The following is a 12788-nucleotide window of genomic DNA, read 5'->3' on the forward strand; positions in this document are numbered from 1 at the left end:
TTTATTCATGAGAAGCTGTGTGGAAGACATTGAAATAATGTTCCAAAGTTTCAGCAATCGCATCATTTGTATCATGGATCAAGTCAAAGTAATTTTCTGGTTGCTCTTTACGGATCTTATCCATGGCTGCTGTGATAAAGTCAGTAAAGATATTGATTTTACGAATCCCATTCAGCGCACACTTCTCAAGGTTTTCATCGCCAGAAGAAGAGCCGCCGTGTAAAACTAAAGGAATAGCCAAAGCATCATAAATCTGTTGCAAGACAGCGAAGTTGATTTTTGGGGTTCCTGTGTAGTGTCCATGTGCGGTACCGATCGATACTGCCAATGAATCCACCCCAGTTGCTTCTGCAAATTTCACTGCTTCGCTAAACTCTGTGTAGATGGAATCACTCTCTTCTGATTCTAAGCTATCACCAGCACCGACATGGCCGATTTCTGCCTCCACAACGACACCAAAAGGATGCGCATAATCAGCGATTGCTTTCGAGCGGCGAACGTTCTCTTCAAATGAATCTTCGGATGCGTCGATCATGACAGAAGTAAACCCTAGATCGATTGCTTGTTTGATGATTTTTTCGTCTTGACCATGGTCTAAATGCAAAGCGACAGGAGAAGTACTTTGTTCTGCTAAGAATTTACCGATCAAAGCAGCTTCCTCTAGTGACATCATGTCCATATGTGATTGGGCAAACGCGAGAATCAATGGTTTTTTTAAACGCTCAGCTGTTTTAACGTACGTTCTTGCGCTATCTAAATCGAAGAAATTGGCAGCAGGGATCGCATAATTGTTTTTATCCGCCTGTTCAAATAATTCTTTTGTAGTAACCAGCATGTGGATTCTCCTTTATTCGTTGATTTTCTTCTCGATTTCAGCATACATCGCTTCTGTACCGATACCTGTCAATAAAGGCAGACCCATGATCACACGATCTTTGATTGAATCTGGGACAACTGTCGTGCTGACAACAATATCGTATTCATCGATTTTATTCATTTCATCCGCTACTTTTGATTGATACAATTTCACTTGATCAGTTAGTCCTTTTTCTTTCAACCATTCTTTCACTTTATTCGTTACAACAGTCGAAGTTGCGACACCTGTGCCACACATGATCAATAATTTTTTCATCCTAGTTTCCTCCTATTCAGCTGCTTTAGCTGCTTGTTTTTTGGGTAAAATTTTGTTGACGTAAATCAAGCCGATCAGAACAACTGCGCCGATGATCGCTAAACCACCCCAGCTTAAAACTTTTGTTAAGCCGACATACATCCAAGTTGTCCAGAGGCCACCTTCTGCCATTGCAGTGATCGTTGAGTTTCCTTGTAAATCAAAGTTTGCTGAACGAGCAGCTGTTGTTACTAGCGGAGCAACCCAAGAAGTAATGTAAAGAATACTTACCATGTAGACTGTTCCAGCAATCACTGTTCGAATGATGTTTCCTGCAAAGACAGCCGCCATCAAACAGATCAAGAAAGGAATCGTTGCTAAATCGCCAAAAGGTAAGGTCGTATTTCCTGGTAGAATGACTGCCAATAAAATAGTGATCGGCACGAGCAATAAGGAAGAAGAAAGCACAGCTGGATGACCGACAGATAATGCCGCATCCATTCCGATATAAAGTTCTCTTCCTGGGAAACGTTTTTTAACAAATTCATTCGCAGCTTCTGATATCGGCGTAAGCCCTTCCATTAATAAAGCAACCATTTTAGGCATGATCACCATAACGGCACCTGTTTGAACCGCCAATTGACCTGTACCAGCGACATCATAACCAGCCAAAATCCCCATCACTAAACCAATCAAGAAGCCCATTACGGTTGAATCACCGAAAACCCCAAATTTCTTTTGAATCGTTTCAGGGTCAGCTTTCCAATCTCTCAATCCTGGTATACGATCAAAAATCCAATTCATTGGTAATGCAAAGACAAATCCCGGAGCAGCTGTTCCATGTGGGAAAGTAATATTCGGGAATCCATAAAATTTATTGATGATCGGTCCTAGGATATCGCCCATCAAAAGAATCATCATCAAGTAGATCACAGTTGCAGCGATCCCCATAGCGAAGTCACCAGTCAAAGCAAAAATAAGAGATGAAATAAATGCAGCATGCCAGATATTCCAAATATCGACATTCAATACTTTCGTCAAGCCGAGTAAAATAAGAACGACATTCAACACCACACCAATTGGAATGGCTAGACTTCCCAAGATCGTTCCATAAGAAATCGCCGCTGCGGCTGGCCAACCGACATCGATCGTAGTCAAGTTCAACCCTAAACGCTCGACCATATGCTGTGCCGCTGGTCCTAAGCTGTTTCCTAGTAAGTCGATCACTAAATTCAAACCGACAAAACCAACGCCAACTGTCAATGCTGAAGTAAATGCTTTTCCTGGCTTTGTGCCTAAAATGATCCCAAAAATAAAGATCAAGATAGGAAGAACAACGATCGAACCTAAATCAACAAACCATTGTAATGCATCTAACATAAATTTTCCTCCTTATTGCAAGCCGTATTTTTTTATGATCGTTAGATATTCTGTTTCTGTAGTGAGTGTTAAGAGTCCCTCTAAAACACCAGGTTTTTGGAACATCTCAATCAATTGTTGCAACATCTCTAATTGTTCATGTGGTTCTTTCAAAGCAAGCATGAATAATAGCGAAACGTTTATTTCTTTGTCATTGGTGCCCATTTCAATAAACGATAAAGGCTTTTTAAGCGACATGAACGCTACTTGAGATTCATTGACATACTGACTATCTGTATGTGGAATCGCGACGCCAATCCCGTTGATCGCTAAGCCTGTTGGAAATACTTCTTCACGGCGGATGATATTTTGATAGAAATCATCCGTGACACATTGTTTTTTTCGCAGTTCTTCTGATAATTTTTGCAATGCTTCTTCTTTTGTTTCAAATGATTGATTCAATAATGCAAGTTGATGATCAAAAAACAAGCTCATTCCCTCCTCGTAAAAGTCTGTGATAAAGTTCATCTGGCGTTTGACTCGCTACAATCCACTGGATTTCCTCTGAGGAATTGAATAAGTCATAAATGGAAGCAATCAATTCTTTTGCTTCGCTCATATTTTCCTCGGCGATCGCTAATAAGACGATCAATTGGATTTTCGTATCTCCCCAAGCAATCGGGGAAGCAAGTGTGACGAATGCCAATTTTGTTTCTTTCACTGTATGCGGATCAGCATGAGGGATCGCAACCCCTGTTTTTAATCCGGTACTACCTAATTCTTCTCGATCAAATAAAGAGCGTTTAAAACCGTGCGTCACTAAATCTTTTTCAAGATAATCATTAGCTAAAAAAGACAAGATTGCTTCTTTTGTAGAAAAAGGCTTTTGTATATAAATGAAAGCTGGATCAAGGTATTTTTTTAGTAAAGTGGGTGATTGATATTTTTTTGAATGGAATTTTTTTTCGTTTTCGTTCAAATTAGAGATCCTCGCTGAAATGTTTGTGATGTCCTCTGTAGTGGGTAGAGCAGATACGTACATAACAGGTGTTTCTATTTCTTCTAAAGGAATCGTTGAAATAATCATATCAACCATTTCTAAAGAGGTGTGGGGCAGTCTATTCGATTGAATGATTTCTAAAACGGTATTTGCTGAGATCGTCTGCTTGATTCGATTGAAAATCAATTCGGACGTAGCAAGCCCAGAACGGCATACGATGAGAATATGATTCGTCATCTTCCGCTTTTCAAAAGCCAATTGGAAATGGATCGTAAGAAAAGAGACTTCATCTTCCGTTAAAGAGCAGTGGAACTCTTTTTCTAATTCACCAATCGCATACTTGGTCAATGTGAACATCGTCGAATATTGTGTTTTGATACTTTTAAGCAAAGGATTCTTGATCAACATCCCCGTTTTCAGACGATGGATCATCGGGACGATATGTGAGAGCAAGGCTTGAAACAACAGTTCATCTTGAGTCAAATCGATTTTCAATAAAGTCGACATTTTGCCAATAATCTGTTTAGTAGAAACCGTGATCACTGAATCGGGTTTATCCGTGCTTTGAACATAAGGCTCGATTCCATGCGCAAGTAAAAGCGAGCAGATATATTGGATATCTGATTCCTGTAACGAAATTGCCATGTAGTCATTGACCATTTCAGCAAATGAGCGCGCGATCATATAGAGCTTCATCCGTTTTAGTTCATCAAAGACTAGCTGTTCTTGTTTTTCGATGTGATGATCTAAAAGAAGCCTAGATAAAAAAATCTGTAAGGATAAAGACAATGATTCCACAAAATAATTATTGATTTGTCGTCCGGTTTGCTGGATCATCCCAGAGATGAACGCCTCCGTCAGTTCGATGATTCGCTCATCAAATAAAGAGGGGATGGAAGTATGTTGACTGCCTTCCGTTTCCATATATGGTTCTAAGAATGACTTGAACACATGCTGTTGTACCGATTCATCTGCGAGCAATTGCAGGCCATTTGATGTTACCTTTCCTGTGATCTGCTTGGCTTGGCAAAATCTCACGATGTCATCGACATCATTTTTGATCGACTGTTGACTCACGAAAAAATATTCAGCAAACTCTTGATAGCGCATGGCTTTTTTTGAAAATAGATAGTTTCCAAATATGAACAAGCGACGATACTCTGGCGAATATTCATCAAGAATGAGTTGCTCATACACCAAAAGACAGCGTGCTTTTTGTTTTGCTGATTCATTACCTTCCAAACGAATCCCTTTACGTGGCAACTTAGTAATCGTAGTGCCTGTTTCTTTTATTTTTTCTTCCAAACTTGTTAAGTCGTTGTAGACAGTCTTAGGAGAGACATACAACTGTTTTTGGAAAAAAGCTGCTGGTTGATACTTCTGCTGTTCTAAAAGTAGACGGAGCAACAGCTTTTCCCTTTTACTTAAAATCATCAAACCCACCTCCGGAAGCGCTTCCTTAAATCTATCTTAATGAAACTTTGTTATGTAGTAAATGATAACTAATTACCACATTAATGTGGTAGTCCTTGGTATAACAATGTTTTGTCCATTTCAATGGACAGTTTATAAGGTGGGAAAAGTAATGATAAAAAATGAATATAATCCATATTTAATTTTTTGCGGTGAGAAGGTAAGTGAGGGTTCTAAAATAGTATATACACAATATAGATGACTTATTTAAAATAAAAGTAAGCAAACGAAACAAGCCACCAAAACAAGAAATAGGCAATCCCTTTTGTTTTAGTAGCTTGTTATTAAAAAATTATTTTAGTACATTTCAGAATGTCAGAAGAATGCGTTATAGGGTTCAATTATCCTTATTTTCGACTAGGTGAAAAATGGATAATATTTGAATAATCATCAAGATAGTGTAAGTATCCTTTCAAAGTGCCATCAAAGATTGCTTGATAAATGACTTCACTTAACTTGAATTCGAGCACCTTTGCCCCAACCTCATGGACGATTATGACCCCAAAAAGGTATTTTCTGACTAATATGGGAAATCATCGGCAGAAAATGATATAAGTGATGTATATCTATTTGTGAAGAAGTTAAATAGTTAGTCTATGTAAAACATCTATTTTGGAGTTGATACGAACATGAAAATCATACTAAGCAATATATTAAGAAACGTGATACTTGCGTTATATGCGAGTGTAATGGCTATTGGCATCGCAAAAATATTGTCAAAACAAGAGTTAGTTATATTGCACCCAAGTACTATCGGATTGATTTTAGGATTAGCTACACTAGGAGAACAAACTATTCAACAAAAACTTGGCAAACTCAAAGTATTTTTACTGTTGTTTCTTCTGTCATATACATTTGAAAAGACATTGGAATACCTGGATAGTATAAAAATCAGTGTACCACTTCATGAGTATCTATGGATCATGTCCATCGCTTCTTTAGGGGCTTGTTTTTATTATCTAAGGCATTACTTTGTAAAAAAAGAGCAGAAATCTTAACTTACTTTTAGACACATCTAGTCAAAGATAATAAAAGGACTGTAGAATCATGTTAGATTCCGCAGTCCTTTTATTCTGTCAACAGCAGAGTAAGCGCTTAAAATTTACGAACTTGATGTTTCTGCTTCATTTGTTTATCTAGATAGGTTTCTTGAATCAGGAAGAGTAGTTCTTTCCATCTTGTTGCATTATCTAGTGAATCTAAATAAAAAATCTTCTTATTCGATGTAGGCCGTTCTAGCATATCTGTGATGACGATGTCTGATAGAGAATAATTATCTGTGATCATAATTTGCTTTTCATTAAATAAATGTCTAAGCTGATTTTCAACAAAAAAGCTTGCAGTAAAGTCTTTGGATAGGTGCAAATAGATTTTCACTTCTGACTTCATTTCAGAGGTGAAAAGAGTATATAGTTGATTTGCTAAGTAATGTTTGTGCTTTTCATTCATAGTAAGGGGAGATAGGTTCGTCTCAATGATCGACATGTATTCATTTTTTACCTCGGAATGAAACGACCAAGAAGGGATAAATAAATCAGAAAAGCAATCTAATGTATCGCCAACTAGAAAATAAAAAGTATTGAATAATGTTATATAGTAGTTAAATAAACATCGTTCTTCCTCTAGAATACCCTCTTCGATCAACATCGTGTTCATTCTAAGGACATCATTAGACAGCGTACAGTAAGGATGGATTTCATTCACGAAAGCTTTTCCTAAATTGATTTTTTCCTTTGTTTGAATGACATCTGAAATAAAAATACGTGCAAGAAAGTTAAAATATTGAATTTCCGTTTTCTCCACATTTCTTTCGAGAGTGCCAAAGGTGTCCTGTTCAAAAATTGAAGCTACACCAACAATCTCATGAATAAGTGTGAAGAGCGTTTGGATCAATTGGTCTTTTGGTTGGGGAACGTAATTCTGGTTCCTGATCCTGATTTGCAAAATAGCATAGAGAATACATAGCGATCTATTTTTTATATTTGACCGTTGATGCGAGTAAATCAAAATGTCTTCTGGAATATTCTCTAGAATACTTTCGAGGGGCATGTCGTAGAATGGCCATTCGATATCTTGAAAAGAATCTTGCAAGAATAAATAAGAAAATAAGCGTATATTCATTTCATTTCCCTTTAAAGAAAAATTTCCTTTTGAAATAGTGATCATGAAATCAAAAGATGAAAAGAAGTTATTTAAATGTTGTGTGATTTTATTCAAATAACTGTTCGAGATAAAAAGTTCATTTAGAATGGTAGCCTTGTCCAGTGAAGTTCGAGTAAGTATTAGAACAGTATAATTAAAAATCGTATTTGTTTTAAGTAATTGCAGCTTTAAATTGTATGCTACATCGATTGCTTCTGATTTAAACGTGGGATGGATGTGAATCATGCCAGATTTTTTTATTACGATAAAGTCTTTAAGTCCTTGATGCTCTTCCAAATGTTTTTTTATCGTTGAAATTGTTTCTCTAATGGTTCTTTTAGATAACTTCAAATCTCGTGAAATCTCATCAGTCGTTGTTTGATCTTTATTTACAATGAAAAATAGAACTGCCAATTCTTTTCTTAAATAGTCCGGTATCATTTGCTAACTTACTCCATTTCTTGAATACAATTTTTGTTGTTTGTTCTACAAAAATTGTGGATAGTAGTCGTTTTTTCGTCATGTTATTATATCACTGTTGGTATAGATATGTAAAATGATATAATGTTATTTTTTAAAATATTAACCTTGAATTTCAAGCTTTTTTATTTTTATTAACGTTATTTTTGGAGTGGTTGAAAAATACATTTATCAAATTTACATACCTGAATTGAGAGATATGGTTGAAAAAGAAATGGAGAGAAGCAATGAAAAAGAAATGGATAGCTATTTTTAGTGCCGTGTTGTTAGTAAGCCCTTCCTTAATAGGGACAGGACAAGTAGTGGCGGAGACTATTGAAACAGAGCAGTCACAGGAACTAGAGACACAAGAGAGTAGTGAAGGGGATATAGCTACTGGTAGTGCTGAAAGAACTCTTGAAGATAGCACAACTAGTGAACCAATTGAAAGTATCGTAGAAGATTCTACCGATCAATCCGGTCGTCCTGAGGGAATAAATGAGTCACCAATTTTAAGTGAAGATCCAACTTCCATGACAGAAACGGTAGATAGTTCCTTGGCTAACGCAGTTGAAGAGGATTTAGTGTCGCAAGAAGACACAACAACTGGAGAAGTCAGTTTAACAGCTAATACAGTTGCATCTGGTCACTTGGGTACAGTTGATTGGGAAATTGACGCCGATGGAACTTTACACATTGGGGCGGGTCAACTATCTTCATCGGTTATGTCGAATGGTAGTTCACCGTTTTTTTTCTATAGTGATCAAATTACTTCAATCATTTTTGACGGAAAGGTAACAGCAGGGGATTCTTTAGAAATGCTATTTTATGGTTTGAACAAAGTGACAAAAATAGAAAACCTAAGCTATCTTGATACGAGTCAAACGACTAGTATGCATTATATGTTTTGCAATATGTCTGCGCTAACTTCCATTGATGTATCAAGGTTTGACACAAGTAAAGTAACGGATATGAGACAGATGTTTTCTGGGGCAAGTAGTTTGTCGACCCTTGATGTATCAAAATTTGATACAAGTTCTGTCATATATATGGGGCAAATGTTCTATGACATGAGAAGTTTAACATTCCTTGATTTATCAAATTTTGAAACACCTAATCTGACGAATATGATGGGCATGTTTTCCTATGCAAGTATAAAATCACTGGACATATCAAATTTTAATACCTTACAAGCAGCTATGGGGCCAGATACTTTTTGGCAAACACCGCTCGAACATATCAAGTTAGGAGAAAATTTTGTATTTAAAGATTCTTTATTAGGCGAACCACCAATTGATACTACTTATATTGGCAAATGGCAGAAAGATCAGTCTGGTCCTCTTTACACTTCTTTAGAGTTAGCAACTAATTATATGGGTGCGACTATGAAGGGAGATTGGTATTGGGCAACTTCACAAGAAAGTATTGAGGTGATTGATTCCTCTATTTATGAAGGTGATAAATGGGAAGCAAAAGATAATTTTATTGATGCAAAAGATAAAGACGGGAATCCAGTGGCTTTCGAAGATTTAACAGTGGAAGGCACAGTGGATACAACGAAAGCCGGCACATATGAAGTGAAGTACAGCTATGACGAAGTGACTAGTATTGCTACAATCACAGTCAAAGCAATCCAAACGGCAGTGAATATCCATGATTCCATCGTGTATATCGGTTCAAATTGGCGTGCAGAAGATAATTTTGACAGTGCGGTCGATAAAGACGGCGGCCTAGTAGATTTCGCAGCTGTGACAGTGGAAGGCACAGTGGATACAACGAAAGCCGGCACATATGAAGTAAAATACAGCTATGACGGAGTGACAAGTATTGCCAAAATCACAGTGCAAGCGAACCAAACAGTAGTGAATGTCCACGATTCCACGCTTTATATCGGTACAGATTGGAAAGCAGAAGACAACTTTGACAGTGCATTTGATGGAAATGGCGATTCTGTAGATTTCGGAGCTGTGACGGTTGAAGGCACAGTAGACACTACGAAAGTCGGAATATATGAAGTAAAATACACTTATGACGGAGTGACGAGTATTGCTACAATCACAGTGCAGGCGAACCAAACGGCAGTAAATGTCCACGACTCTACACTCTATATCGGAACGGATTGGAAAGCAGAAGACAACTTTGATAGTGCAGTGGATAAAGATGGCAACTCAGTAGATTTCGGAGCTGTGATAGTCGAAGGTAGTGTAGATACAGCGAAAGTCGGCACGTATGAAGTAAAATACAGCTATGACGGAGTGACAAGTAGTGCTACAATCACAGTCAAAGAAATCGGTACGACAGCAGTAAATGTCCATGACTCCACAGTTTATATTGGATCCAATTGGAAAGCAGAAGATAATTTTGACAGTGCGGTTGATGAAAATGGTGACCCAGTAGGTTTCGAAGCTGTAACAGTCGAAGGTATGGTGGATACAACAAAAGTCGGCACGTATGAAGTAAAATACAGCTATGACGGAGTGACAAGTAGTGCTACGATCACAGTCAAAGAAGTCGGTACGACGGCAGTAAATGTTCATGATTCCACGCTTTATATCGGAACGAATTGGAAAGCAGAAGACAATTTTGACAGTGCAGTTGATGAATACGGCAACCCAGTAGGTTTCGAAGCTGTGACAGTCGAAGGTAGTGTGGATACAACGAAAGTCGGTACGTATAGAGTAACCTATAGCTATGCCGGTGTAACGAGTACCGCTGCAATCACTGTGAGAGATAAACAGAAAACTGGAACTACAAATAATGGTAATAAAGGTCAAAATTCTCAAAATATTAGCAATGCTAGCAATACAAACGACAATAAAACTAGCAATAAAAATTTTCCTCATACCGGAGAGCAAACAAACAATATATGGCAACTCGCTGGAGTATTCACGCTTCTTTTTTCATTGTTCTATTTAGCAAGAAGGAAGAAAGTAAGATGATTTAATGTAAAAGTATTCTTAAATTATCCGCGAACATATTGATAAAGTATGATTGCTTTACTATCTTCTCATGTTGGTCTTTTTACTCAAAAAATACCAGCGTGAGAACGAATTATAAAAAATTCAATGTTGGTTGAGCTGATTAAGTGGTACTACTACTATGTATAGATTCGCTTTTTATACTAAAAAATTTAATAATATTGTTGAAGTGATCTAGATACTCAGTGAACAAAAGGCTAGGTATTATCAACAATGTATATGATTGTTTTAAAATATTTTCAACATTCCCTTATCTTTTTTAGGGTGTTTAGTAATGATAGTATGCTCACATACAGAATATGTTTATATAAAATGAAAAAGAAACTGCGGATCTTTTTACAAATAAAAGATTCACGGTTTCTTTGATTACTCTCAGTCTGTAATAATATTCGAAAATATACGAGAGTAACTCTTATTTATCTATATTAACTACGATTATGATTCTAAAAAACTATTTTCTGATTAATTAAAAAAAAAACAATACATAATGTTATATTGATGATAAATGATAAAAACTTTTTATAGTAATGGCAAGTGATATTTCATTAGGAGGTGTATTAATGTAGGATAATTTATTATTATAAACAACGAAGACTATTTGTTATATGTTTTCAAGAGAACTTGAACTTTAGAATAGAAAGTAGGTATTATAATGGTAAAATCACAGGTTGGAACTCAAAAATTGTCTATATTTTTACATGAAGAAGAAGTTGAAAGTTTTGATGAATGTATAAAAAAACATTCTAGAGATAACTCAAATATATATGAAGTTAAATCTGAAATTGGGTTATCTGGTAAGATATATGTTCATCAATCAACAGTAAATATCCCAGATTGGAAAACAACCTTAGAAAAATTAACAAATAAAACTATTGATATTTCAAGTAATTCATCAAATAAAGCTGTCGTTGTATTTAAATATAGTAAACGTTACTTTAGTGTAGTGTATGGATACGGAAGATCAATGCTAGAAGAGGAAAATATTGAACGGAACTTTGGATTGGTAGTTGCTGCAAATTTGATTGATCCCAAGAAAATTAGAAGTTTAAATTCAATGACACTTGAAGATACGATAATTGATACGCAAAAACAATCAATATTTTATTCGAGACAATCTGATTTACAAGTTAATGCCAATAGAGAAATTTTAAAATCGGTATCAGGTGCTCCTAAATTAGAAAGCACTGCACATTTTTTAGTAGGAACAGACTCTCTAACAGCCACTAGAAAAATGAAAATTGAAGATATAAAAGAATCAATTATATTTTATTATGATACATATAAAAAACAAGATTATAAAGATAATGGCTTTGCATGGTTAGATAATGTTAAAAAAGAAAAGGATAAAAAAACTATAAGTAAATTGGACAGTGAATTAGTTTATAGTATCTTGAATCAAAGTAATAGGATTACAATTGGTCCCAATCGTATAATGGATTGGGAAAATATCGCAGGTCTATTTTTCAAAGGAATCGGAAAGATTAATCTTGAAAATTTAGATATGACACTTGACTATGAGAAATATATAGAATTTATTAAAACAAAACCAGATATAAATATACTTTCCAAGATTAAAAGAGATAGAATTATGGCTCGAACTATTACAGATGAGGAGATTGTTATTTCTAAGGTATACGACGGCATTATCTATGAACTAGTTTTTGAAGAAAAGAAATATTTACTTTGTAATGGGAATTGGTTTACAGTAGATAAAAATTTTTATGAAGAAATAAAAGAAAAAATATCTGCTTGCCCAATTTGCTCTATCCAGCTATCGGAATTAAATGTAGGAGAAAGGGAAGATGATTACAACAAAAGAATATGTGATTCAAGTGATGATTATGAGCTCTTAGATAGTAAAAATTATCGCGTTCCAGGTTATTCTTATAGCCAAATAGAACCTTGCGACATTCTTACTAGAGATAAAAAATTTATTCATGTTAAGAAGAGTGATTCTTCATCTAAATTGAGTCATCTTTTTTCTCAGGGTACTGTGTCTGCTCAATTATTAAGTAGCGATTCAGAGTTCAGAAACCATATAAATAAACAAGTAAAAGAAAAACTAGGAAAGACTTTTTTAAAAGCGAATGCTCAGAACCAAGACTATGAGGTGGTTTATGCGATTGTTGATAAGAGAGAAAAAGAAATTTTTGAAATACTTCCTTTCTTTTCTATGGTTAGTTTGGCTCAAAGTTTGGATCAACTAAAGCAAATGCAGTACAAATATTCTTTAATGAAGATAGAGGTAAAGTAATTTTCACTTAGA

General features: G+C 35.7%; 10 protein-coding genes. 3 read left to right on the forward strand and 7 right to left on the reverse strand.

What is annotated here, in order from left to right; all coding sequences use genetic code 11:
• Window position 1 precedes the first annotated feature (1 nt).
• The 6 genes from DOK79_RS06225 to DOK79_RS06250 all read right to left on the reverse strand — a co-directional run bounded on the left by DOK79_RS06225 (window position 2) and on the right by DOK79_RS06250 (window position 5413).
• The gene (locus tag DOK79_RS06225; RefSeq protein WP_206854695.1) at window positions 2-835 is read right to left on the reverse strand and encodes a class II fructose-bisphosphate aldolase; all 834 of its coding nucleotides are present in this window, start codon (window positions 833-835) and stop codon (window positions 2-4) included.
• A gap of 12 nt (window positions 836-847) precedes the next feature.
• Window positions 848-1132: a PTS sugar transporter subunit IIB gene (locus DOK79_RS06230; protein WP_206854693.1), complete on the reverse strand. Its 285-nt coding sequence runs from the start codon at window positions 1130-1132 to the stop codon at window positions 848-850.
• A 12-nt stretch (window positions 1133-1144) separates the two neighbouring features.
• Entirely contained in the window at window positions 1145-2491 is a 1347-nt protein-coding gene (locus DOK79_RS06235) for a PTS galactitol transporter subunit IIC (RefSeq protein ID WP_206854691.1), read from the reverse strand.
• A gap of 12 nt (window positions 2492-2503) precedes the next feature.
• A complete protein-coding gene (locus DOK79_RS06240) occupies window positions 2504-2959 on the reverse strand; it encodes a PTS sugar transporter subunit IIA (RefSeq protein ID WP_206854690.1) in 456 nt (151 codons plus the stop codon).
• A complete protein-coding gene (locus tag DOK79_RS06245) occupies window positions 2949-4904 on the reverse strand; it encodes a BglG family transcription antiterminator (RefSeq protein WP_206854686.1) in 1956 nt (651 codons plus the stop codon). The genes DOK79_RS06240 and DOK79_RS06245 overlap by 11 nt, the downstream gene beginning before the upstream one ends.
• 386 nt (window positions 4905-5290) lie before the next feature.
• Complete coding sequence (locus DOK79_RS06250; RefSeq protein WP_339093131.1) at window positions 5291-5413, reverse strand: hypothetical protein; 123 nt, start codon at window positions 5411-5413, stop codon at window positions 5291-5293.
• A gap of 159 nt (window positions 5414-5572) precedes the next feature.
• Between DOK79_RS06250 and DOK79_RS06255 the strand changes: the two genes are divergently transcribed.
• A complete protein-coding gene (locus DOK79_RS06255; RefSeq protein WP_206854683.1) occupies window positions 5573-5941 on the forward strand; it encodes a hypothetical protein in 369 nt (122 codons plus the stop codon).
• Window positions 5942-6038: 97 nt separating this feature from the next.
• Here the strand turns inward: DOK79_RS06255 and DOK79_RS06260 are convergent, their stop codons facing one another.
• Complete coding sequence (locus DOK79_RS06260) at window positions 6039-7526, reverse strand: helix-turn-helix domain-containing protein (protein WP_206854680.1); 1488 nt, start codon at window positions 7524-7526, stop codon at window positions 6039-6041.
• A gap of 266 nt (window positions 7527-7792) precedes the next feature.
• On the opposite strand from DOK79_RS06260, the gene DOK79_RS06265 reads away from it, so the two are divergent.
• Together DOK79_RS06265 and DOK79_RS06270 are read left to right on the forward strand one after the other, a co-directional pair.
• The gene (locus tag DOK79_RS06265; protein WP_206854677.1) at window positions 7793-10483 is read left to right on the forward strand and encodes a bacterial Ig-like domain-containing protein; all 2691 of its coding nucleotides are present in this window, start codon (window positions 7793-7795) and stop codon (window positions 10481-10483) included.
• Window positions 10484-11174: 691 nt separating this feature from the next.
• Window positions 11175-12776: a TIGR04141 family sporadically distributed protein gene (locus DOK79_RS06270; protein WP_206854675.1), complete on the forward strand. Its 1602-nt coding sequence runs from the start codon at window positions 11175-11177 to the stop codon at window positions 12774-12776.
• Window positions 12777-12788: the final 12 nt, after the last annotated feature.

The organism is Enterococcus sp. DIV1094, assembly GCF_017316305.2.
Taxonomy (GTDB): domain Bacteria; phylum Bacillota; class Bacilli; order Lactobacillales; family Enterococcaceae; genus Enterococcus_B; species Enterococcus_B mangumiae.